At 44.0% G+C, this 24,446-nt stretch carries 18 protein-coding genes; 5 read left to right on the top strand and 13 right to left on the bottom strand.

Annotation, left to right across the window (positions count from 1 at the left end; translation table 11 throughout):
• Positions 1 to 21: 21 nt before the first annotated feature.
• The 6 genes from JJQ94_RS03060 to JJQ94_RS03035 form a co-directional block, all read right to left on the bottom strand.
• The gene (locus JJQ94_RS03060) at positions 22 to 624 is read right to left on the bottom strand and encodes a hypothetical protein (protein ID WP_099031241.1); all 603 of its coding nucleotides are present in this window, start codon (positions 622 to 624) and stop codon (positions 22 to 24) included.
• Between the two features lie 33 nt (positions 625 to 657).
• Entirely contained in the window at positions 658 to 1,632 is a 975-nt protein-coding gene (locus tag JJQ94_RS03055; RefSeq protein ID WP_099031242.1) for a hypothetical protein, read from the bottom strand.
• A gap of 10 nt (positions 1,633 to 1,642) precedes the next feature.
• Complete coding sequence (locus JJQ94_RS03050) at positions 1,643 to 2,584, bottom strand: hypothetical protein (protein ID WP_099031243.1); 942 nt, start codon at positions 2,582 to 2,584, stop codon at positions 1,643 to 1,645.
• 13 nt (positions 2,585 to 2,597) lie between these two features.
• Positions 2,598 to 6,506: a hypothetical protein gene (locus JJQ94_RS03045; RefSeq protein WP_099031244.1), complete on the bottom strand. Its 3,909-nt coding sequence runs from the start codon at positions 6,504 to 6,506 to the stop codon at positions 2,598 to 2,600.
• Positions 6,503 to 7,528 (bottom strand): DUF4150 domain-containing protein, encoded by a 1,026-nt coding sequence (locus JJQ94_RS03040; RefSeq protein WP_099031245.1) that lies wholly within the window; start codon positions 7,526 to 7,528, stop codon positions 6,503 to 6,505. The genes JJQ94_RS03045 and JJQ94_RS03040 overlap by 4 nt, the downstream gene beginning before the upstream one ends.
• 233 nt (positions 7,529 to 7,761) lie before the next feature.
• The gene (locus JJQ94_RS03035; protein ID WP_236596425.1) at positions 7,762 to 7,977 is read right to left on the bottom strand and encodes a heavy-metal-associated domain-containing protein; all 216 of its coding nucleotides are present in this window, start codon (positions 7,975 to 7,977) and stop codon (positions 7,762 to 7,764) included.
• A 183-nt stretch (positions 7,978 to 8,160) separates the two neighbouring features.
• On the opposite strand from JJQ94_RS03035, the gene JJQ94_RS03030 reads away from it, so the two are divergent.
• Entirely contained in the window at positions 8,161 to 10,539 is a 2,379-nt protein-coding gene (locus JJQ94_RS03030) for a heavy metal translocating P-type ATPase (RefSeq protein WP_099031285.1), read from the top strand.
• Between the two features lie 5 nt (positions 10,540 to 10,544).
• On the top strand, positions 10,545 to 10,955 hold the full coding sequence (gene cueR, locus JJQ94_RS03025; protein ID WP_010369762.1) for a Cu(I)-responsive transcriptional regulator: 411 nt from the start codon (positions 10,545 to 10,547) through the stop codon (positions 10,953 to 10,955).
• 76 nt (positions 10,956 to 11,031) lie between these two features.
• Here cueR and JJQ94_RS03020 read toward each other — a convergent pair whose 3' ends face one another.
• The 3 genes from JJQ94_RS03020 to JJQ94_RS03010 are packed head-to-tail and all read right to left on the bottom strand — an operon-like array spanning position 11,032 to position 14,504.
• Positions 11,032 to 12,327, bottom strand: a complete 1,296-nt coding sequence (locus JJQ94_RS03020) for a pyridoxal phosphate-dependent aminotransferase (protein ID WP_099031247.1) — start codon at positions 12,325 to 12,327, stop codon at positions 11,032 to 11,034.
• 49 nt (positions 12,328 to 12,376) lie between these two features.
• The gene (locus tag JJQ94_RS03015; RefSeq protein ID WP_099031248.1) at positions 12,377 to 13,585 is read right to left on the bottom strand and encodes a cysteine desulfurase family protein; all 1,209 of its coding nucleotides are present in this window, start codon (positions 13,583 to 13,585) and stop codon (positions 12,377 to 12,379) included.
• 58 nt (positions 13,586 to 13,643) lie between these two features.
• Positions 13,644 to 14,504: a hypothetical protein gene (locus tag JJQ94_RS03010; protein WP_099031249.1), complete on the bottom strand. Its 861-nt coding sequence runs from the start codon at positions 14,502 to 14,504 to the stop codon at positions 13,644 to 13,646.
• A gap of 635 nt (positions 14,505 to 15,139) precedes the next feature.
• Between JJQ94_RS03010 and JJQ94_RS03005 the strand changes: the two genes are divergently transcribed.
• From JJQ94_RS03005 to JJQ94_RS02995, 3 genes are read left to right on the top strand one after another with little or no spacing between them, the layout of a single operon-like run.
• Positions 15,140 to 17,014, top strand: a complete 1,875-nt coding sequence (locus JJQ94_RS03005) for a flavin monoamine oxidase family protein (protein WP_099031250.1) — start codon at positions 15,140 to 15,142, stop codon at positions 17,012 to 17,014.
• A complete protein-coding gene (locus tag JJQ94_RS03000; RefSeq protein ID WP_099031251.1) occupies positions 17,001 to 18,764 on the top strand; it encodes an alpha-keto acid decarboxylase family protein in 1,764 nt (587 codons plus the stop codon). Before JJQ94_RS03005 ends, JJQ94_RS03000 begins: the two co-directional genes overlap by 14 nt.
• On the top strand, positions 18,757 to 20,532 hold the full coding sequence (locus JJQ94_RS02995) for an FAD-binding oxidoreductase (protein ID WP_099031252.1): 1,776 nt from the start codon (positions 18,757 to 18,759) through the stop codon (positions 20,530 to 20,532). The genes JJQ94_RS03000 and JJQ94_RS02995 overlap by 8 nt, the downstream gene beginning before the upstream one ends.
• Positions 20,533 to 21,549: 1,017 nt before the next feature.
• On the opposite strand, the gene JJQ94_RS02990 is transcribed toward JJQ94_RS02995, so the two are convergent.
• From JJQ94_RS02990 to JJQ94_RS02975, 4 genes are all read right to left on the bottom strand, one after another.
• Positions 21,550 to 22,107, bottom strand: coding sequence for a hypothetical protein (locus JJQ94_RS02990; RefSeq protein ID WP_099031253.1), 558 nt, complete (start codon positions 22,105 to 22,107; stop codon positions 21,550 to 21,552).
• A 51-nt stretch (positions 22,108 to 22,158) separates the two neighbouring features.
• Positions 22,159 to 22,602 carry a DUF2000 domain-containing protein gene (locus JJQ94_RS02985; protein ID WP_099031254.1) on the bottom strand — a complete coding sequence of 148 codons (444 nt, stop codon included), beginning with the start codon at positions 22,600 to 22,602 and terminating at the stop codon, positions 22,159 to 22,161.
• A gap of 98 nt (positions 22,603 to 22,700) precedes the next feature.
• On the bottom strand, positions 22,701 to 23,714 hold the full coding sequence (locus JJQ94_RS02980) for a DUF5924 family protein (protein ID WP_172439965.1): 1,014 nt from the start codon (positions 23,712 to 23,714) through the stop codon (positions 22,701 to 22,703).
• A 246-nt stretch (positions 23,715 to 23,960) separates the two neighbouring features.
• Positions 23,961 to 24,425 (bottom strand): hypothetical protein, encoded by a 465-nt coding sequence (locus JJQ94_RS02975; protein ID WP_099031255.1) that lies wholly within the window; start codon positions 24,423 to 24,425, stop codon positions 23,961 to 23,963.
• Positions 24,426 to 24,446: the final 21 nt, after the last annotated feature.

The raw sequence follows: 24,446 nt of genomic DNA, 5'->3' as shown, positions 1-24,446 counted from the left end.
TGGCTTACTACTTCAAGGAGTTTAATCAATTTGCTTTGTGGGTTGCTTTATCTTTTGCATTAGAAAGAACAAAAGTCCTATAAAAATGATATTGATGAAAGCCATGATAAGGGCTACTTGATCCTCTGAGTGCCCGCGAAAGTCGGACAGTAAATCAGCAAAGATAAATAGGCTATAAAACGTACCTGCTATATTTAAGCCCCATCCTACAAAACGGGATGTCTTTACAAGCTGAGTGTAATCGCCAAGCTTTGCCATAATAAAGTGATACCCATACATCACACCAACGGCTGCCATCATTAAGCCGACAGCTGCATTGTCGCCTCGTTTATTTAAATAATATGCATCGAAACATAAAGCACCAACTGCAAAGGTGCCTATCAAAATAACAATGGCTTTAATCAAAAATTCAGCGACTGGGTTGGGCTCTCGCTTTGTTGAAACTTGAGATCTTGTTATCGTAACTTGCTGACCATTCCGTATTACTTGTTGCGGCTGTTGTTGATAAGCTTGACCATATTTGGGTTGTTGATTTTGCACACTCACATCACTGATTGCACGAGTGGGCGTTCCTTCATCTAGAATATGCTCAACGCATTTCTTAATTAACTTTTTTATTGTCATAAAAGCTCCTTGTTATAGAGATTAATTCGAGTATCACCAAATCACTTTGTCTAACGGACGGTTATTTTTTAGGTCATAAAAGGGGGCTTGTTTTACTAAATCTTCACCTAATATGATTATTTTATCTTGCTCCGTAAAGTCACTGCTTTCGATTACCTCTTGCCAGCCTTTGTAAAAGGATGCAGGTATAGGTTGAGTGTTATCCATAAAACGATGGATTTCACTCCACAGCTCCATGCTATCTTCTAAGTCTCTTGGCTCCCAGTCGACAGGGTACATAGGTTGATGGCGAAGGTGTTTGGGGTAGCGCTTTGGTACCAAATAGGCCATGTTAAACTGCACCCCTCGACCTGCGGAAACTTTACCGATATACAAATCAACCTCATCTAACGCTAACGAAAAGGTACTAACATTGTTACCAACGGGAAAGGTAACAAGGCCACTATGGCGAAAGAAATCAACACGGAGTACTTCAGCTGAAGTGCGTTTTACGTAGCCAACATGAATGAAGATCGGGATGGCGATACTCAGCAATACAGCAATGACCTTGATGTAAACGACTTCTCTGGTAGCAAGATAAAAATATAAGGTGATAAATGCACATATTGTTGCCATATAGGCAAAGAATGCGTTAGCTAACTTATCAATACGATCAAGGTCAACACTCATCAATTTTATATCTCTGCTGGAGGCCATTAGGTTATTTTGCGCGAGTAAGAAGCGGCTGTTTAACTGTATAGGCACTCGTTCAAATCCTCCCTTTACTTTTTTACGTCTTGGTACTGAGTCTGCTATTGGTAGTAGAGGAGTCTCTTCCACCGGTCGACCAAAATCAATCGGTGGTAAATTGTCCTCTGTATGCTCTTTTATCTCTTTAGGTGCTTTGGGCGCTACCTCGGTTTCCATTACCTTACTTACTATTTTTTGCAGACCTAAAGCGAGTAAGGCCACCACTTTTTTCCGAGTGCGGTTATGGGTAGGGCTGACTTCCTTATGGCGTGCTTTCATTATGTTATTGCTACCAAAACACTTTATCTAACGGACGGTTATTTTTTAGGTCATAAAAGGGGGCTTGCTTTACTAAATCTTCACCTAATATTTGAATATGGTCTTCGTGGTCAAGATAGGGGCTTTCTATCGTTTCTTGCCAACCTCTATAAAACGAACTTGGTATGGGCTGAGTGGTATCCATAAAACGGTGTATTTCACTCCACAGCTGCACGCTGCTGTCCATATCCTTTGGCTCCCAATCGGTTGAATAAAGTGTCTGGCGCTTAAGTGTTTTTGGGTATCGCAGTGGGGCTAAAAACGCTAGGTTATGCCTCACACCTTTACCCGATGAGACCTTTACAATATATAGTTCAACTTCATCAAGTGTTAACGAGAAGCTTCCTTCGTTATTGCCAATGGGAAAAGTGACAAGGCCTGTATTTCGGAAGAAGTCGACCCGTAGCACTTCAGATGTATGGTGTTTAATTCTATGAACTCGATAAAAAACGAAGCTTGCAAACACCACTAACCCAATCATAAGGTAAAGGATATGAGGCTCAGACTCTTTCAGGTATACGGGGAGACAAACAAGCGCAAATATTGAGGCCATATAAGCAAAAACGACATTCGCAAGTTTCCCAGCTCGCGCAAATTCAGCTCCGCCTAATGCGATACGTTGGTTCGATGAGAGCACGTTATTATCTTGCAAGACAAAGTCTGCTTTACTATTTACAGCCACTTTTTGCATGCCTTTACTAATTTTAAAGTCTCGTGGTATCGAGTCCTCTATTTTTAGCAGCGGTGTTTCTTCTATTGGCCGATCATGCACTACCTTATCTACAGGCGCTTGAGGAGTTAACGTTTGCGTCTCCTTTTTACCCTCAGTTTCCATCACCTTTTCAACAATTTTTTTTACCAAAATTGCTATAAAAGCAAGAGCTGATTGATTAGATTTTAACTTGTCTCTCATGGGTAGCCTTTAGTTAATTTAGGATTCGCTGCAACACGCCCGCAGGGCTCATGCCATAATCTTCGATTTCGACGTTAATGACTTGCTCAGCCCAAAGATCTGGCTTTTCTACCTTTCCTTCTTCGTCTCTTTCTGACGCAGGTAACCTTAACTCTTGAGATGAACCTGAGTATATTGTTGCTCCTTTGCCTCTAGGATATTTTCGACACCGCATTCTGATTTGAATTTTAGAATGATTGAATTTATCAAAATAGGGATAAAGTGCACTTTCTTCAAATTCAATAATTAAACCCGTTAAACTAGGATTAACGATGATATTGGTATTTTTCCAAAAGTAATCCAATGTTGTTTGAGCTTGTCCCGTGGGTGCAACAGCAATTAACGAGCTCCAAGGTTTTCCAGCTAATAGTGGGCGAATGTCTAGCTGAATGTCTAAGTAACCAAGCTCTGATTCTGGAATATGACCTGGAATTTGCACATTAAACTTTGCAACTTGGAACTTGCCTTTGGACGTTACCTTGTCATATATCCGAGAGGGAGTGTGTAATTGTACAACAGATACGTCACTAAATATTTTTGGAGAAAATAACTGATCATAGAGACTATGAAGTGCATATTCAGGGTTTGTCTTCCAGCAGTAATAGGGGTTGTCACCAAACCAATCACGCTCGCCACCACCATATGCGTCACTGCCCCAAGGGCACGCTTTAATCCAAGCTTCTAGTGGTTCATCGCGTAATAGATAATAAATACCGTATCCAAGTACTACCAGAATGAGTCCTACATAGCCCAGTTTACTCATGGGGTTTAAAATAACGCCTCTGGTAATCGTGGCAAGTATGGTTGGCGCGGTTTCAACTGCTAGCGCGACAAAGCCTGCAGTTGCAATACTAAGGCCTGCAGCGGCACCAGAATCTCCGCGCTTAAACGCGTAATAGGCATCAAAGCCTGACAACCCGGCACTATATGCAGATGCTAGGAGGTTTAATCTAGCTGTCCATGTAATGATGTTTGCTTTTTTTGCAAACTCAGGACCAAACTTACGAACGGCGCTGAGATTTCCTTTCGCCATTTTGTACTGTTGAAATTCTTGATATTGGCGCAGGCTAGGTAACCCAACTTTCATCTCTGTGACCATTGAGAGAGTAGAGAAATGAATCGCTGCTAGATCAGCAATACTACCCATGAAGTCAACAAGTTTTCTATCTCCACTAATATCCCAATTCAAAAAGGCTTGTCGAAAGTTAGCGACTTCAAAGATATATACAATACCGAGTATACCCGCCATTCCTCCCTTTAATGACTGCCCAGATACAGACTCCGTAACAGCCGCATTTTGCCATTTTTGTAAGTTTGCGAGCCTATCAGATAACTTTTTAAGTGTTGCATGTTGATTATCTAACTCTGTTGCATACTGTTTTGCCTCTTCTACAGCCGTATCATATATTGCTTGGGCTGTTGATTCTGCTGACTTGGCTGAGACATCAGCACCCGTAATTTTTATCAAATATGCAATGGTTTTGTTTTTACTTTCTATCGTTGTGATGGTTTCCGCTTGATTGAGAGACTGGGTTAGAAATTCAAGTCGTTTGTTTAAATTTAGTACGTCTTCTAACGATAGTTTGAGCTTAGAGCCTCTATATCCAACGTCTATTTTGCGTTTATTACTGCCGCGAATAATTTGGTTGAGTTCTTTAATTTGCTTCTCTGCAGCCAATTTTCGAGACTGAGGATCAAGTGGCATATACCCTTCAGGAAAATTCCCGTTGAGGTAATCCTGCACTCTCATTTCTACTTCAACTAAGTACCCCGGTGCTGAGATATCGACCAAGCGCATCAAAGGTTGCAACACATCCGCTTTTGCATCAATGAGCTTTGCAAACGGATACTTCTTCCAAGCATTATTTACCTTCACAAAAGAGTTGACCTGTTTTCTAGAGCGACTGACGGCAACTTTTGCTTTAGCAAATTTAGCCTCTAACTCTCGTAGACGCGCACGCTCCAGCTCTAATTGTTGATCAAGCTGCGCTTTGCTCATTCCACGTTCTTGCTCTGTTAAGTTTTCAAGCACACTCTTCTTATACTCATATTCAGCACGCTTTTCTTGTAACTCTTTAAATGCTTTTGCTTTTTCTCTTTCAGCGTTGATAAGGGCTTGTTCTGACTGCGCTATCTCATGTTGTGTTGCATCCATTGCCTCACGAGTTTGGGCCTTTTGTTCCCCAAGCGTCCCCGGATGTGTAGAGAGGTTATAAGCGGCCTCTGGAATTTCGAATAAACTGCCTGCTAAACCCATAATCACTTGGGAGAGGCGGCGCCCCATTTGCTCACTCTCTTCTTGTGGCAAAACGGCTTCTTGATCATGGATCTTTTGTATTTTGGCGCTAGTTAAAGGCAATGCAAAGCGATCATATTCCGCTTTTTCGTAGTCGTGTAGTTTGTCGCCTGTGGGCTTTGGAAACAAAAATTGGGTGATTTGCTTAGCTGGTTTTGTTGGGTGTTGACCCAGACATTGCAGGATAAAATCTTGCCCCTGATAGCCTGAACTTAACTCATGCCAAAACTCTTTGTCTGTATTAAGGTGTGCAAGCGGTGCGGCTGGGTGAGGCTTTAACGCGAGAAATACATCGGTGACCAAGTCGTATGCTTCAAAGAACCTCAGATCTGATTGGTAGGCATAGTCTTTGAAGCATTCAGTAAAACCTGCACTAAGAGATTCTTGGTTTAAGAACTCGACTAGTTCGTCAGAGATTTCTGCAATGCGGCGAGCAAGTTTTTGGAAGGCCTTTTCTTCCAAAAACTTAAAGAATTTATCTTCCTCTAAATGAGAAGTGCGCCAGTCTTTTAATTTATTGGCAAAATCGACCGCGTCTTCATCTGACTCTACAAGCTTCTCTCCACTGCTTTGAATTTCAATGTCTTTATCTAAAATCGAATCGGCTTGATGGTAAAAAACCTGTACCATAAAGCTGGCGAGCTCATATTTAGCTTGTTGTTGCAGATCAATTTCACCGGTTGCACTATCTAACCCTGATAATTTATTGAGTAAGTGCTGAATATCCGTGGTGAGATCTTGAATTTGTGACATGAAATATCGAGCCATATGGATCCCGTCAAAAATCGGCACTTGGGCGATTTTATCGCGCTCTGGAAGGTGCAGTTTTTGATGAAGTGTCGGGGTGTTAACTACTTTGCCTTGGTCGTTATAGCCTGTGGCAAATTGCCCTAAGTTATCCAGCTTAGTCATGCGCTGTGCTCTGAGCGCTGCTGCATCTCCTGGGGCGGGGCAATGTCTTTCTTCGTCAGCGAGTGGTGTGCCGGTATTTAAGCGCGGATCCTGTTCATTAAACCCGCCAAACAACAAGATCTGCTCCCATGACCACTGCACTTCAGACCATGCGATTTCTACGCTTACTTCGTTGCCATTTAGTTTATGCGGGACGAGAATGCTGCTGGTTGGCTTACAGGTTGCTGCACGCGTGCCTTGCGGTCGTGAGTTAGGTTTATTGGCCGACTTTTTCCAACTTAAAAAACCTTTTTGCCAATACAAATTCACATCTGAGAATAGCGCCGGAGCGTCAAAGTCTTCAGGTTCGATAACTTGTAGTTCACGCCATAAAAAGCCATCGACATAAATATAGATAAATCCACTGGTTACCGGAGAGGCCGATTGTAGTTGCTGCTCTGGCGTGTCGTATAAAAATGGATAAATGTGCACCAGCTCAATGTCGGCATCGCTGCTTTGTTGGTCTACCGTGTTTGAAGTGTAAAGGGGGACCTTATAATAGCCTTCTTTTGTGCCATCAACCGAGGTGTCTTTGAGCATCAAAGACACCACTTCTTTGTCGCTTGCATAGCCCTCAAAAACAAGTTCTCTAAAATTACCGTTAGCATTGGTTTTGGTTGGTAAAGTGTGGCTCATCCTATCTTCACCTCTTCATCGCTAGGTTTACTACTGCCCGACACTTTTATATTGATCTTATTCGTACCGGCTTGGCTTAGTGGCTCTGCGCCAAGCACAACATCAAGGCCTGCAGGAGTCGCACCACCGGGCTGGTTCAATGGTGCGGGGGGCGTATTTTTATTATTAGATACCATTAAATCTCCTTGTCTAACCGCCGGTTTTCCCTCGATGTAAACATCAAAGCTGCCTTGCAGAAACTCCGCTTTTTTACCCAATGTTCGACTAGCGATACCTTTTTTATTACCGGGTTGATCTCCCGTACTTTTTGAAAAGTTAGACTTGATATTGGCCGCACCGTTACCTTGAATTTTTACGGAGCTGGCAACGCTTGCGGCGTCTGATGAGCGGGCGATGTTGCCATAAGGAATAGGCACAACCACTTTGCCTATCTTAGTCAAACAAACGTCTACTGTGCTTAACACACCGCCGCTGCCGCTATGCACAGCGGTTCTACCGTTAATGAGAACGTTCGCGTTTGACACGATAGACGCTTGTCTGGCTTCGGCTTCAAAATCTCTGGCAACATCACTCTCAGTTCCTACTTGCCAACCCAGTTTAAGGGTTACCAAGTCTAAAAATGCTTGTGGGTCGCTAATTGGCAGGTTAACATCCATTCCCGTTATTGGCTCAAGATGCGGTAGAACAGCCGTTTGGTTTTGTTCATCCCATTGTGGTGGGTCGATGATGTAGTCAGGAATAAACGCATTGACCATTTGGCCTAAGGTAAAATCGCCGTATTTGGCTCTTTCGATTTCTTCTAAAAAGGCTTGCTCTCCCGCAGCACGGTCGGGAAATATTGCAATACGATAGGCTTGTCCAAGCGCTTGATTTCGCTTTGCACTAATATTTAATGGCAGTAAGGCTGGATTGTTGTGTCGCCAAGAAGCAGAACCTGAGGTTCGTAATTTGGCAGTTTGCGCGTCGACATTGTATTGCACGCTCTGGGCTTCGTTGCCTGCACCGGCGCCGATAAAGCTCATTGTGTTGTCCTTAAATTATTCCTTTAGTCGCAGTTGTATTGATTTTATCTAATACAAACGGCGTAATTGTTCCGCATTGTCTGCGCTTTGTCAAAGTGTGAATTATTGTGAGCGTTTATTAACGTGAGCTGTATAAAACAAGTGCGAGAGGCAATGAAGGTGGAAGTGAGTGGATAAACCACCTTACTAGGGCAAAGTGGTTTGGGTCGACTTGGATTGATAACTTCTGGGAGTTAGGCAAAGCTTTCGTTGATGAGTTCTGCGCTATAGCCTGCATTACGAATAATAGCGATAACGTCGCCTTCTCCTTTGGTGCTTGAAATTTCAACGATTTTATCATCTAGGCGGACATTCACTTGCGCTTGGCTATCAGCCGCCTGCATCGCTTCTGTGATTGCTTTTACACAGTGACCACAGACCATTTTTTCTACTCTTAGTCTTAACATCATTATTTCCTTTGTGAATTAAAGAGTTTGCACTGTGAAGCTTCCCTTGATGGTAAGGTCAACTACTATTTAACTATGAAAACTCCTTTTTCTTCTGTTAGATGAATGAACAATTTTGTTTGACCTTACCATGAGGGTAAGGGTTAGTGTCCAACAATGAGAATGAACGCGTTTGCGGAGATAGAAATGGACAAGGTAATAAAATTTAATGTTTCGGGCATGACATGCGCCTCGTGCGTTGGCCGAGTTGAGAAAGCCTTAGAGAAAGTGTCTGGCGTTGTCAGCGCCAGTGTTAACTTAGCATTGGAAGCTGTGACGGTAGAGGGCAGTGCGGAAGTGTCGGCGTTGGTGAATGCGGTAAAAGATGCCGGCTATAAGATCAATACCAGTGAAGTGCAATATCAAGTTAAAGGCATGACTTGCGCGTCTTGTGTGAGCCGAGTTGAAAAGGCGGCGCAAGCATTACCTCAGGTAATTAAGGCTGAGGTCAATTTAGCGACCGAAAAGCTAACCTTAACTTTAGTGGCAGAGTTACCGTTCGCTGAAATAGAAGCCAAGCTCAATGATGCTGGTTACACTGTGGTACAGCCACAAGCAGACTCGGATGAGTCAAACGAACAAGTGGCAGCAACTCCCTTTTATCGCGCCGATTGGTTCCCAGCAGTGGCGTCACTGACGCTCACTCTACCTATGGTGTTACCCATGTTTGCCATGCTGTTTAACCAAAACTGGATGCTCCCGGCGTGGATGCAATGGGCACTGGCCACGCCTGTTCAGTTTTATTTTGGTGCGCGCTTTTATCGTGCCGGATGGGGAGCAATAAAAGCGGGGACGGGGAATATGGATTTACTGGTGGCCATCGGCACCAGTGCAGCGTATGGCCTGTCGCTTTATTTGTGGTGGACATTCAGCGGTGAGCATGGCGCTCCACATTTATACTTTGAAAGCAGCAGTGCCGTGTTGAGTTTGGTACTGTTGGGTAAGTATCTTGAACACCGAGCCAAGCGGCGTACAACCAGCGCTCTTAAAGCGCTTGAAAGCTTAAGGCCAACATCGGCTATGGTCTGGCGTGATAACAGTTGGCAAGAAGTCCCAGCTGCGGCAGTAAAAAGCGGCGAACGACTACTGATCAAACCTGGTGAGCGTATACCGGTTGACGGCGTTGTAGTTGAGGGTCACTCACAGGTAGATGAAGCGCTTATTAGCGGTGAAAGCGTGCCTGTTTATAAAGCACAAACAGATAAAGTTACTGGTGGTTCGGTGAATCTTGATGGCGTGCTTGAAGTGGATGCAACCAGTGTTGGCGCGGAATCAACTTTGGCCAAAATTATTCGTTTGGTAGAACAAGCACAAGGCGCGAAAGCACCAGTACAAGCGTTGGTGGATAAAGTGAGTGCGGTATTTGTACCAGCGGTATTGGTGATTGCGCTCTTTACGTTTTTTGCATGGGGGCTCAGCACTGGAGATTGGCCAACTGGTATTCTTAATGCGGTGGCTGTTCTCGTTATTGCTTGCCCGTGTGCGCTTGGTTTAGCAACACCTGCCGCGATTATGGCAGGTACTGGCACTGCCGCGCGCTATGGGATCTTAGTAAAAGATGCTGGTGCATTGGAGCAAGCAACCGCCATCAATATGGTCATTTTTGATAAAACGGGCACGCTTACGGTGGGCAAACCAGAGCTTAGCAATATGCACACCTTTACGTATCATCAAGATGATGTATTACAGCTTGCAGCATCGTTACAGCAATATAGTGAACATCCGCTTGCCAAGGCTGTGGTCAATAAAGCACAAGAAAAGCAATTGTCGTTACTTCCTGTAAGCGACTTTAAAGTGGTTGCGGGTAGAGGCGTCAAGGCACAATACCAAGATAAAACAGTCTATTTGGGGAGCGGTTTTTGGATGCAGGAGTTAGGCTTAACCTTGTCTGCGCTACCAGAAGAAATACCGGGCGCTTCTTTATCTTGGTTAGTGAGCCAAAATAGTGAACTGAGCTGCGAGTTTTTGGCGCTATTCTACTTTACTGACGAGCTTAAAGCTCATGCCTTTACGGCGGTCAAACAGCTTAAGCAGCAGGGAATTAAAGTTGCAATGTTGACCGGAGACAGCCAAAGTAGTGCACAGTACAATGCTAAATTGCTGGAACTGGACGATTATAAGGCGCAAGTACTGCCAGAGCACAAAGCTGAGTATATTGCTAATGCCCAACAGCAAGGTTACTGTGTAGCAATGGTAGGCGATGGGATAAATGACGCCCCTGCGCTTGCACAGGCTGATCTGGGTATCGCAATGGCTACCGGTACGGAAGTGGCGGTAAGCGCGTCGGCAATGACGCTGATGCGTGGCGAGCCAAGCTTAGTGGCATCTGCTTTAGCGATGGCAAAATTAACCTATCGCAAAATCAAGCAAAATCTATTTTGGGCATTTATCTTTAATGTCATTGGCATTCCATTGGCAGCACTGGGTTACCTTAACCCTATTTTTGCAGGTGCGGCGATGGCGGCCAGTAGTTTACTAGTCATTAGCAATGCGTTGTTATTGCAACGTTGGCAACCAAAGGAGTAAACGTCATGGAAAAACTGATCACAATCGGCGAAGCCGCGCAGCGTACTGGACTCTCTGCAAAGATGATCCGCCATTATGAAGCAAGCGGGCTACTAAAGTGCAGCAAACGAAGTGAAGCGGGTTACCGGCTGTACGACTCGCAACAATTACAATTGCTAGGTGTGATAAAACAAGCACGAAAACTGGGGTTTCCTATTGCGCAGATCCAGTCTTTACTCGATTTGTTACAAAACCCAGACCGCACTAGTCGTGAAGTCAAATCGATAGCGCAGCATCACTTGAATGAGATTGAACATAAAATCAATGAACTACAACAGATGCGTGAAACCTTAAAGCAGTTGTCGGATAACTGTAGCGGTGACGAAAATGCAAACTGTCCAATCTTAGATGGGCTTTGCCAAAATAGTTTAAAGTAGCCGAGGGCTAGAACAATTAAACGTAAAAAAGCCAGTCTTCAATTATGAAGACTGGCTTTTTTTGTAAAGAATAGCGCTAAGCCTCAAGTAATAGTTTTGACTGGGTAAGTGCGAGCAGTGCACTTTGTAATCTTGGCAGCGCCGCTTCAATTTCACTCGGCGAAATAGTACAAACGGCAGCGCGATACCACAGTTGTGACGCTTTAGAGCGACAGCCGAAACTGGCGAATGGCACCAGTGCTAACCCTGCGCTATCAATTAAATACCGACTGACTTGATCTGCATTTTCGAGCACGTTTCCATCGGGCGTTTCCATATTGATGGCGTCGATCTTCAAGGTCATATAAATGCCGGCGTTTGGTATAAATGAATCGATTGCCATGCCTGCGCCTTTCATATCTTGAACACCCTGATGCAGTACCGCCATTGAGGCTAGTATTTTTTCTTTAAAGCCGGCTAAATAACTTTGTAGATAGGCTTCATTTTGAAATAACACCGCGGTGGCAAGTTGCTCTGCCGTCGGAGCCATTGCACCTATATGTTCTTGGATCACCTGCATTTTTGCTATCACTTCGTGTGGGCCTGTCGCCCACCCAACTCGAATGCCTGTTGCGGCAAAAGCTTTGGTGCCGGCATCAACCACAATTAAGTAAGGCTTGATATCAGGGCAAAGCGACGCCGGATGATAATGCTCAACCTCTTGCATTGTCAGCATCCAGTACACTTGGTCGTAGATAACGTAGAGCGGTTTGGCGTTTATCGCTCTGCGGCGCGCGTTTTCTGCCACAGCCATATTGCAGATTTCACTGAGCTGTTGCTTTGAAAACATGGAGCCGTTAGGGTTTTGCGGTGAGCATAAGGTGATAAGGCGCGCGTCAGATATATGCGCTTGGATCTGTTCCGCTGTAGGTAAAAACTGATTTGCTTCGCTGGTTTCAATTGGCACGTGCTTGCCACCACACATGGTGGTGTAAAACATGTTATTCCAAGAAGGCACAGGGTAGATCACCTTGTCTTCTGCGCTCACTGTGGCGAGCATCGCAGAATACAGCAAAGGCCTTGCACCGCCAGAGATCAGCATCTCCGTATCTGGATTGTAGCTGACGTTAAAGCGCTTTTTAGTTTGTTTTGCTACCTCATCGCGAAGTGATAACACCCCCTCAAGCGGGGGATAATCATTTTGCTTATTCTCGTAAGCTTGCTGGATCTGTGCGGTAAGGTAGTCGGGCATCGGAAATTGTTGCGTGTCAAAATCTCCAATGATCAAATCACATATTTCTTTCCCCTTTGCAAGCTGCTCCTGCACGTAAAACTCAAGGTGAATAATGTCCGAGTAATCAAGTGCATTGGCTAAATTTGATAGGTTTTCCATTGTTATATTTTTCTCCTTAAGTATTTGAATGGGAATAATTTAGTATTATTTAAACGAGTAAAGTTAGCGCAGCGACTTCTCTAACCTTGTTGAGTGCGAAGTCAATTTCGGCTTCTGTAGTATGCCTGCCTAGGCTAAAGCGTATGGTTGCCTGCGCCAGTTCATCCGATAGCCCAAGTGCGGTTAATACGTGGCTTGGCGATAGGTTGCTTGACGAACAAGCTGAGCCGGTACTGACTGAAATGCTTTTCTTTAATAAGCTCAGCATTTTTTTACCGTCGGTGTCATGAAAAGAGACGTTACAAACATGCGGAAGTCTTTCTTCGCTCATGCCATTGACTTGCACCTGTTGTAGCTCCAATAAACCATCTTCTAGCTTGTCTCTTAACCGCTCTACTTTGTCAATTGCGCCATTGCTCAGTTCTCGCTGTGCAAGTTCCACTGCCTTAGCAAAACCAACAATGCCAGGTACATTTAGCGTGCCACCGCGTAGCCCTTGCTCGCTTCCACCACCTGTGATCTGCGGTCTAATATCAACCACTCTGTTGCCATGCTGATGTCTTAAATACAGGCCGCCAACCCCTTTAGGGCCATAAATCTTGTGTGCCGAGCAAGTTAAAATATCAATAGGGCAGGTGGTCAGATTGATATCGACCTTGCCAAGCGCTTGTGTGGCGTCAGACATAAATAGAATGTCATGTTGCTTTGCAATAACGGCGATGTCGTCGATTGGATTAATGGTGCCGATTTCGTTATTTGCGTACATCACGGTGATTAAAATTGTTTCAGGCGTGATTGCGGCCTTCATTGCATCGATATCAAAGCTGCCATCTGGTAGCGGCTCAAGATAAGAAACGCTAGCGCCTTCCTGTTCTAGATCTCTAAGTGTTGCAAGCGTTGCTGGGTGCTCAATCGACGAAGTAATAATGTGCTTGCCTTTGTGATTACAAGCACGAAACACGCCGCGGATCCCTAAGTTGTTGCTTTCAGTCGCGCCAGAAGTAAAGATAAAATTTTCAGGTTGTGCGCCAAGGGCATCTGCAATTTTTTCACGCGCTTGTTCGACCGCTTTATGGGCGTTCCAGCCATGTAAACCATACATGCTCGCAGCATTACCAAAGTCGTTACAAAAGTAAGGTAACATGGCTTGTAACACTGCTTCGTCGCACGGTGTTGTGGCGTTATGGTCTAAATAGATAGGAAAGCGTAGCGACGCTTCCGTGGTGGACTTACTCTCTAGTGCTGTAATGAGTGACATAAAAAATCTCCGTATAAAATTGGGGCAACAGTCAAATTGAAGCGGATAAATGCATGCGTTACGCTTCGCAAGCTTCGGCTAGGGTGCTGGTTTGGGTGTTAATGGAATAATCTTCCATATCAAAGTCAGACAAGAAGATATTGGAGATCTTAACGATATTGTCGCCAAGGCTTTCGTCTTGTAGGAAAAGTCCTAACGCTACTTCAGTACCGTTCACGACTTTGTGAAAATCATCCATTTCAGAGAAGTCCATAATGTGGAATACCCCTGCCTGAGGGTTCATTTTCAGTGCTTTTTGGTAAGTGTCTTTATAGTGTTGCGCCATGATAAGCGGGCATTTTGCAGTCCATACATCCTTATCTTTTGATTCAGCTAAAACGATGTCTACTCCCTTACTGTTTTCGAATAGAATTTTCGTCATGCCGTTGCTCGTTGCAAGTGACAATTGTGGGAAACTTGCTAAATCTTGCGAGATGATTTTACGTAAAGATTGGATCCCACGGTTTTTACAATTGCGCTCACCCTGAAGTACTAAGCGGTCGCGTTTTACAATGCTGTAATCACTTAATACGGCTTCTAACTCCTCAGGTAATGGCGCAAGCCCTTGGCTGTCGGTGGTCATTGCTGGGGATGCAGAAATATCACAAGACTCACTACCGCACTGCAAGCCCAGATCGTCTATCAACACGCCAAGCACCACTTTAAGTTTTTTCTTGTGCTCTAAAATCGCGTTGTTAGCGACATTTAACACCTTTACCATTGAATCTATTGAGAATTCGGTAGCGGAATAACGCGGATCAAAATGCCCACCTTCTAGATAAAAGGCGGAGACAGTCGGGTAGTGTTCAGCGACATCCATACGGATCATCTCTAGGAGTTTTTGCTCTACTTTTCCAACTATTTTTTCTTTTAATTTCATTTCGTTAGTCTCTATCTATATGTTGAGTTAAAGGTGTTTAATACCTTTGAGTAACGGCCTAATTAGTTTGTTTACCGACAAGCATGTGCCAAACCGGTAACGCACGAAGTAATTAATTTCCATGCCCTACTAACAAAGTGAGGTTAATAAAAAGTCAACTTCACCTTAAGGATGAATCTACCAAGTTAAATAACTGTAAAGATTGCCACGGTGGTAAGGTCAATGTTTGTTTGCGTAAAAATTGAGTTTTTTAGAAGTTTTTTTGTGAAACTTTCATTTCAATTGTTTTAATTGAGTCAGCGTTAACGGGTGATAAGGAAAAGCAAGAACATGCTAAGTGACTTGTTTAATTAATAAACATATTTTGGACGAAATAAGTAATAAATAGGACTATGCCGATTTATTCACCGAGTTGATTCATGGCCGTTTGTACGGCATTTGCGTTAATCAAAACAAATGCGATTAGCTAAGCGCTTTGGCTAAAAACATTGAGTTACATATCTATACGTGTTTAGTGAAAAGTGGTTTTTGTAGTTGCCGTAATGTTTCTGTAATCTGTTGTAACTCGGTGTAATAGATAAAATCATCACCCTTAAATATGCTTTTAAAGTAATTGCCTAAAGGAGCATATTAAAATGAATAAAGAACTAGATATTGCCATTGTGGGTGGCGGTGTATCAGGTGTGTATAGTGCATGGCGTCTTCAACAAGAACTTGGTGATACTCATCGCATAGGCTTATTTGAATATAGTGATCGTATTGGTGGTCGTTTGTATAGTCGCACGCTTCCGGGGTTGCCCAACGTTGTGGCTGAGCTAGGCGGAATGCGCTTCATTCCTGATGATCATGTGATGGTGAGTATGCTGGTGGATGAGCTAAAACTCCAAACCAAAGACTTCCCAATGGGCTCAAAGTTGCCGTTATACCCCTCAAATGTAGAAAGCTCTCCTGAAGCGGGCAGTGAAAACAACCTTTTTTATCTGCGAGGGCAATATTTTAGATATCGTGATTTCGCCGAATGTCCAGACAAAATCCCATACAAGCTTGAAGAAACCGAGCGAGGCTATGGACCGGAAGATCTTCAAGTTAAAGTCATGAACCTTATCTGCCCGGGCTTTGCCGATATGTCTCTCGCAGAGCAGATGAAAGTCAAAGTATTTGGCAAGGAAATCTGGCGCTTTGGCTTTTGGAACTTGCTTGAGCATGTGCTGAGTAACGAAGCATATCTCTTTATGAAAGAAGCGGGCGGCTACGATGCCAATGTGGCGAATGCCAGCGCGGTTACTCAGTTACCTGCCACTGAATATAGCGATGATACGGTATTTAAAACCCTCAAAGATGGTTTTCAGGCATTACCGCTGAAGTTATGTGAAGAGTTTGCAGCGGCACCAGGCTGCCTTGACCGCTGTAAGCGCGTTAACATGTTGCATCGACTTGCAAAAATTGAGCTGCATCATTGTGGCGAGTATCGTTATGAGCTCACTTTTCAACCAACGGAAATAAATAGCATTGGGAAAGTGGTTGATAAAGATGCGCCAGCATATAGCGTCAAAGTGAAGCGGCTTATTTTGGCTATGCCAAGACGCTCACTTGAGCTAATTGAATCGCCGTTCTTTGACGACCCTTGGTTGAAAGAAAATATTCCGTCTGTGCTTATCCAAAAAGCGATTAAGATGTTTATGGCTTACGAGCAACCTTGGTGGCGCAGTTTGGGCCTTGTTGCTGGTCGCTCTGTCACTGACTTACCGATCCGCCAAACCTATTACATGGGAACGGAATGCGATCAAAAAGAATGCCTTGAATACGAGACCAACGAAAAAGGCGAACGGGTGTGTAAAGTAGAGCACACTTATGGTGAGTCTAATACCAACTCGCTGCTAATGGCTTCTTACAATGATATTGGCACCATCCCTTACTGGAAAGGCTTAGAAAAAGGCGAGCACTACCAAGGCTTTATGCCAGCCTATGGTGCAGAAGGTTATACCGAAAATGAGATAGTACCTAAAAACCAGTATCAAATTACCACTGGGATGGTTGAAGCGGCACATCGCCAAATTCAAGCGTTACATAATCAAAAAGCGCTCCCAATGCCATATTCTGCAATCTACCAAGAATGGGGAGATGACCCTTATGGCGGTGGCTGGCATGAGTGGAAAGCTAATTATCGTCTCGATGAGATCATGTGCAGAATGCGCCACCCTGTTGCGAGTGAAGAAATCTATATTGTTGGCGAAGCGTACTCCTATGAACAAGGCTGGGTAGAAGGGGCGTTAAATACGGCTGAATCGACATTGGCTGAGTTTTTTGCTTTACCAACACCTAATTGGTTATCTAAAGACAAAGCCCAGTATGAACAGTGGCTTGAGTCACACCATAATTACTTACCAGTAGATTGCCGTAAAGGTGGATGCTCGTGTCAGCACTCAGCGCAACAGCCAAATGCCAGTTCAGACACGCTAGACGAAGTCACTGAGTTCGCTTATCGAGGTATTAATCATGAGTACCGCTAACTTTACGGTTGCCGATCATTTACTGTGGCGGCTAAAGCAGTTGGGCCTAGATAAGGTGTTTCAAGTGCCAGGTGACTATGTGCAAGATTTTATGACTGCCCTGGATAACTTTCCTGGTATTGACGCGGTAGGCGATGTAACCGAACTGGGGGCAGGTTATGCAGCAGAAGGATATGCACGATACCGAGGCATTGGCGCGGTATCGGTGCAATATGGCGTTGGGACGTTCAGTGTATTAAACGCGATAGCTGGCGCTTATGTCGAGCGCAATCCTGTGGTAGTGATATCGGCAAGCCCGTCGGCTGAAAACCGTGTAGATATTGAAGAAACAGGCGTATTATTTCATCACTCTACCGGCGACTATAGCGCTGATAAAAAGGTGTTTGAAAATGTCACTGTCGCCAGTGAAATTCTTTCGGATCCCGCTTCTGCTCCTGAGATTATTGATAATGCGTTACGCCTTGCCATGAGTGAAAAGCGGCCCATTTATTTAGAAGCATGGCAAAATGTGTGGGGCGCGGCTTGTGATAAACCAGATGGTCATTTAGTGATCCCAAGACCTGCTTCTAATCCTGCGATGATGGCAAGTTTACTCGATAAAGTAATCAACCGACTCAAAGAGGCTGAGAAGCCACTGGTATTATTAGGCATTGAGATTGCGCGGCTCGGTATTCAAAGGGAAGTCGAGAACTTGCTCTGTAATCTCAATATTCCGTATACCACGACCACGCTAGCCAAATCAGTATTAAGTGAGGCGCAAGGGCTTGGGAAGGAACTGTTTGTTGGCACCTATGCGGGTGAAGCGTCATGGCCTGAAACGTTTGATTTTGTTAGTAAACGAGATTGTATTTTAGCGTTGGGAGCGATATTCACCGACGATTACCTGACCATGTTAAAAACGCAAGGTAACGAATTGATCCGCGTGAATATGGGAGAAGCAAGAATTGGTAACTGCGAGCGTTTTAGTGGTATTGATTTAGCACAGTTTATTGATGATTTAACGGTGTATATTGAGCATTACCCGATGCAGCATCGTGCGCTTTGCTCGGTGCCGGAAAACCCCTATTTGAACAGTCCCGTACAAGATTGCGATGCCATCACCTACGAAAACTTCTTTTGCACATACCAAAAGCAGCTAGCCCAATGCCAAAAGGTACGTGACTTCAACCTTATTTTAGGTGAGAGCTCATCGCTTTATATGGCGGCTCGTTTAACTGGCATTGAAGAAAGTCACTTTATTAGTGACGCTGCTTGGGGGTCGTTAGGTCATGAAACCGGTTGTTCACTTGGCATAGCCTTGGCTGACAATCGACGTAGTGTTGTGGTTGCAGGCGACGGCGGGTTTATGATGATGTGCCAAACACTGTCTACGATTAGCCATAACAAACTCAATACTGCAGTGTTTGTAATGAGCAACCAAGTGTATGCAATTGAGCAGTCGTTTGTTGATATCTGTGCGTTTACTCCTGCGGGCGCATTTGCACCATTTGATGATCTTCATCGTTGGGACTATAAATCATTAGCGAGTGCGTATTCTGTCGAATATTTGAATGTAGAGACCGTCGCGGATCTAAATGGGGTTTTTGCTACGCTTCATGAAAACCCATGTAAGCCGTACCTCATTAAAGTCAATATTGATAAAAAAGATCTCGCACCGGCGATACAAGATCTCGCCGAAGCCATTACGGGTAACAAAGTGGACGACTGTCCATGTGGAAATAGCACAGCGCAAGGAAACAATAATGCCTAAACAATCCAATAAACCTATCCCTGAATCTCAGTTAGAAGAAGCACAAAAGCGTATCGACCGCTACTGGCGTGCGACACAAGGATTTATACTCGCGTTAGAAAGCAAACACGGCTTTTCTGCAAAGCAGCTACTGACTTTATTGCCAACGGGTGATACCTCGATGGAGCGCTTTAGAGAATATCAAGCTAAAGCGCTTATCTTTAACACAAGATTGCAGTTTTCGCCCTCGGTGATAGTGATGTGTAATAACACCGATGATGTAATGCGCGCCTATCAAGAAGCGATAGCGTTTAACTTACCCATTCGGGTGCGCTCTGGCGGCCATGATCATGAAGGGGAGTGCAGTGGCACAGATGTGGTGCTACTGGATTTAAGCGGTTTAAAAGACTTCTCTATTGAGAAAGAAGGCGATGACTATATTGCTCACATTGGCTCGGGCTATCGCTTTTATCAATTAGTCCCAAAGCTTGCGGAATCTGGTTATAAAGATATTCCGCCGTTAACCATTCCGCACGGCACTTGCGCTACAGTCGGATTAGCTGGGTATATTCAAGGCGGCGGTTGGGGCCCGTGGACGCGAGCAAAAGGGATGTGTTGTGAGTCACTCGTTGGTGCGACCGTTATTTTGCAAGATGGCTCGAGGGTTGAGGTCTCTGAAACTGAAAACAAAGATCTCTTATGGGCGCTACGCGGAGGCGGGGCGTTAAGTTATGGAATAGTGACGGAGTTTAGAGTCAAAGCTTTTGAGCTACCTGAAGAAATCCATCGCTTTGAAATTAACTGGAATAATGGGGCGGTTGGCTCTACAGACTTAGCAACTTGGCAACTGCTTGGCCAGTGGGAAGATGCGATTAACGACACGGGAAAGGATACCGAGAACTTAGTTGGTACTAATCTAAAAATCAACGCGATCCCAGATATAAGCGAGTGTAAAAAGTCATCTGGTTACGAAAAAACGTTAAAGCACCCAAGCACCATGTATGGTTATTGGCAAGGCTCCGAAAAAACGCTGATTCAGTTTGCAAAGCAGTATTTCCCTGCCGCTAAGGTGCGAGTTACGGGTACGGACACCAAGCAGAATTATAGCGAAGCATTGATGTCTGACTGGTCACGAAACTCTTTGGCTAATCTCAAAAAACTGGGGTTAAAAGGGACACTTGCCAGAAGCCTTGATGGTGAACCATTCACACCAGACTTCGATGCCCCAGCGCCACACAAAATTACCTCAAAGCTAGTGCGTGACTCAGGTCTTACCGAACAAGGCAAGTTGGAGCTGTTACGCTCACTTACATCGCCTTTACTGTTTGCACAAAATGCCCCACTTGGACTATTTAGTTATGTCACTCTAGGTGCCATTGCGGGTAAGTTTTACGCCAATGATACTTGTGAAGATGCTAAGGATCGTGTTGCCTTTCCGTATACTACCGCGCAGTACACCATTCAATATCAAACTTGGTGGAATACCGAATTACAATACGACGGCAGCTACGATAGCAAACGCCTTGGTCAAGCAAATCCGGTATACCGTTACGTAAACCGTGCACTTGATTGGATTGAAGTAAGCCGCGACACCGCCATAGAAGGGGCATACGGCGCGTTTATCAGCTTTAAAGACGCATCCATACCGACAAAAACCTACTTCCAAGAGAATTACGAAAAACTCATTGAAATCAAAGAGGAGTATTCGGGTTTCACAGTTAAATTAGACTGTGGTGAAGAGGCTTACGTCAACTTTAATCGCCTAAGAACCCGTAAGACAATCATTTAACAGTATTAAATGTGAAGAGCAAAAAGCCAGTATCGGCTTTTAGCTTGGTTTCACCTTGAGGTAGGAGCTGTTTTACACAGCGATCTTGTTGTTTTTGTATTGTATTTTTCGCTGGTGAGATGAGAGGGTTTCTTCAACGAGTATCTGTCGAAACACTTAAACCCTCGGCGGGTAAACCGCCTCCTACACGCGTATTTACGCTACGGGGTAGGAGCTGTTTTACACAGCGATCTTGTTGTTTTTATGTTGAATTTTTGGCTGGTGAAAAGAGACGCTTTCTTCATCGAAAATTCGTTGAAAAGCATAAACTGCTCGGCGAGTGAATCGCCTCCTACAAGCATGATTTCACTATCGAGTAGGAGCTGTTTTACACAGCGATCTTGTTGTTTTTGTATTGTATTTTTCGCTGGTGAGATGAGAGGGTTTCTTCAACGAGTATCTGTCGAAACACTTAAACCCTCGGCGAGTGAATCGCCTCCTACAAGCATGACTTCACTACCGAGTAGGAGCTGTTTTACACAGCGATCTTGTTGTTTTTATATTGAATTTTAGGCTGGTGAGATGAGGGGATTTCTTCGTCAAAAATTCGTTGGAAAACATAAACTGCTCGGCGAGTGAATCGCCTCCTACAAGCATGATTTCACTATCGAGTAGGAGCTGTTTTACACAGCGATCTTGTTGTTTTTATATTGAATTTTAGGCTGGTGAGATGAGGGGATTTCTTCGTCAAAAATTCGTTGGAAAAGCATAAACTGCTCGGCGAGTGAATCGCCTCCTACAAGCATGACTTCACTACCGAGTAGGAGCTGTTTTACACAGCGATCTTGTTGTTTTTATGTTGAATTTTTGGCTGGTGAAAAGAGACGCTTTCTTCATCGAAAATTCGTTGAAAAACATAAACTGCTCGGCGAGTGAATCGCCTCCTACAAGCATGACTTCACTACCGAGTAGGAGCTGTTTTACACAGCGATCTTGTTGCTTTTATGATGTATTTCACGCTACAGAGATAGAAAGCATTTAAATATCTAACACCACCACTTCCATTTGGTCTTGCGTATCGTAAGGTTGGATCTGCATTTTTATTTGGCTCTCAGAAAGCAACTCCAGCTGACCTTCTGCAGCTTTGTATTTGCTATGAACGACCTTTACTGCATGAATACCAAATCCGATTTCTCGCTCTAAGCGTAAAACTAAACCATATGAGGTGGTGGCTCCGCGGTCGGTTCGGTAAAGCACATAGTTATCATCATTGACATTCAGTCGATTAAGTTCGGCAAAGGAGTGGTCGACGCCGCTTTGTTTGATCTCGGAATAATCACCAGCGGCAAAGATGAATACGATGAAACTCGGCACAGCTGCTGCCAAAGCGACTAAGAAGCCAGACACTTTGAGTAACTTGGTGCGTCGACATAACGACCACAACAACACTGAAGCGGGTAAGATGATGGCCAGTATCATAACGAAAAGGTAATTATGCTGAGGAGCCGCAAATCTTAATTCCCAAGGCAAATTACTCATATTTAGGGTGACTAGTAATACAACAATTACCAACGCAATACTTGAAAATCGTTTCATAAATTAAATCTAAACTACAACAAAATCAGTAATACCAAAATAAGCCTATTACTATTTAAACAAGCTGAATTTCCCAGTAAATTCTTTAAGCTCTGCGCTATCGCCAAACATGCAAATGCCAAAGTACTCTAAGTCTTGTTCTGGTGTTTCAGCGGTGGCGCTTACTTGCTGTTCGGATGTGCCAACAATCATGGTATTTGTAAAATCAGTAAAGGGGATGTTACGAGCCACAAGCTCTGCTCGCACTTTTCTGATTTTATTACTGTTATCTGCTTTAAGCACAATAAAAGGGTAGTGCGAAATAGAAGGGTGAATGCCGCCATCTTTGTCTTGATACGGTAAAAAGCAGAGCTCATCGGTATTACCTATTTGGTCAATGAGCCCAGCGGTCATATGGCCAAGCGCATTAAAAAGCCGACCAAGTTCAACTTTTTTATTGAGCACAGCAACAAATCGCTTTGAGTTTTCGTCCGGTAAAACGGTAAAATCAGTCATAGATTTCCTTGAGTTAGAAAAGAGGCGCTAAACCATATCATAATAAAACTATCACCGCGCCTCGGTGTCGGTAATTGATTGTAATTTCCTAAAACTTCCTAAGGACAGACAGTAAATTTTGTAAGGCCAATCAGTTGTCCTGAACTGGTGACAACGTGCACCTCCCACTTACCCGTTGAGTCGGCCGGAAAGTTGGTCTTATGGCTCCAAGCTCGATAGCCTTCCTCGCGTCCACCGCTAATGTTTAACGGAATTCGGTCAACTACTTGTTTGTTGTGTACCCACACGTGAAAGATCTTTTCGTTTAGTCCCCGAGGTGCTTTTACCGCGCTCCAACTGTATAAGCCTTGTTCGTGAAGCGAATGGGTATCGAGGTGTTGGATACTGTTCATCGGTTTTCGTTGCTGCCTATCAACCTCATAAGCCAGTGCTATGTCGGTGAGTCGTAAGGCTGCAGGGGGGACCCAGCTACGTAGCTGCCACAAACCTGCGCTAAGCGCACTTAGCAGCAGAGCCAATAAGGGAAAACGCCACCATCTTGCGTGTGGCATGACATTACCAAGACTCGGTAGGGTAAGAATAATGGCGGTGACTAGCACTATTTGTATACTTTGGTCAGTTGTCAGGTGAAGCAAAATAGGAAGCGTAACTGAAATCACAACAAATAAGGCAAAATTGTGGAATACCATAAACAGCACATTGTGCCGGGCTAGCTTTTTGTAATATATCGGGTCCACAACGGAGATAAACGCGCAGAGTGCAATTAAGCAGGTAAATGCAGCCTGTGGATGATTCCATGTCGTGGCAGCCAAGAAAAAAGGCAGTGCGAAGAATAGACTTTCCTGTTGCACCATTTGTAGGGCAAAGCGCATAAAGTTGGGTGACAACACAATACCAAAGCGTTGCTCCACTTGGTCGCGTAGCCAGTTATCAATAATGAGCCACAGCCAACTGGTGAGTAATAGTAGAGCGATGATCTGTGAAAACGACTCTTTCCGTTCAACCAAAATAAAGCTTGCTATACCGCTACAAAAAGCTAGCACAGCCATCAGGCCCGGCCACTTCTGCATCATCAAAATAAATTTTGTTATTAGGTTTTTGAAATAACGCATTGAAATAGAAATTGCTTGCTGATTTTACCATTGAAGCATCTTAACCATGAATGCAATATGAGCTTGAATGCTTTAAAGATTTGTACGTTTAGCATTCGCAAGGGGAGGTTTTCAGTTGTTGACTTTAGATGCGCGAGATTTTTAGTGTGATCACAAAGTCTATCAACCTGTGTTTTCCGTTGATGCAAAAAGTGATTGGCTGGAGCACAAAGTTGACATGTTGCGCTTTGACTCCAGTCTAGAGGGTTATAGTTTGCTGGTTAAGGGTTTAGACTGGCCAATCAATTCGCTTGAGTTTTTGCCTGTTTTTTGATGAATTGCAACAAAGTATTCAATTGGATACTTCAGTTTTGATAGTACCACTTTAGGTGCGTTGCGGCTTATATCTACAGGTGTAGGCCAAGTAATAGAAACGCTTCCAGTCGTATTGTTAAGAATGCAAGGGTGGCTTGTACCTCTGAAGCTAGTTACGGAGGTTCCATCAATATTGGCAAACAAAACTGAGCAAGTATATAGCTTGTTTTCTGGGCTGAAATTTTCAATAGCGTAATCGAAAGAAACCTTAATTTCATGTTTTCTTTGCTGTAAGTTGCCAACTTCTTCAACTTCTAGATTGGACAGTGATGCAGTGCTTATTTTTATTTTTGAATAATCTGTTGTTGCGCAACCACTGAGGATGAGCAATGATGCTAAAATAGGTAATATTTTCATTATTTTCTCCTTAAAATAAAG

This window comes from Pseudoalteromonas sp. GCY, assembly GCF_016695175.1.
Lineage (GTDB): Bacteria > Pseudomonadota > Gammaproteobacteria > Enterobacterales > Alteromonadaceae > Pseudoalteromonas.
This window is presented reverse-complemented; position numbering and strand designations above follow the sequence as displayed.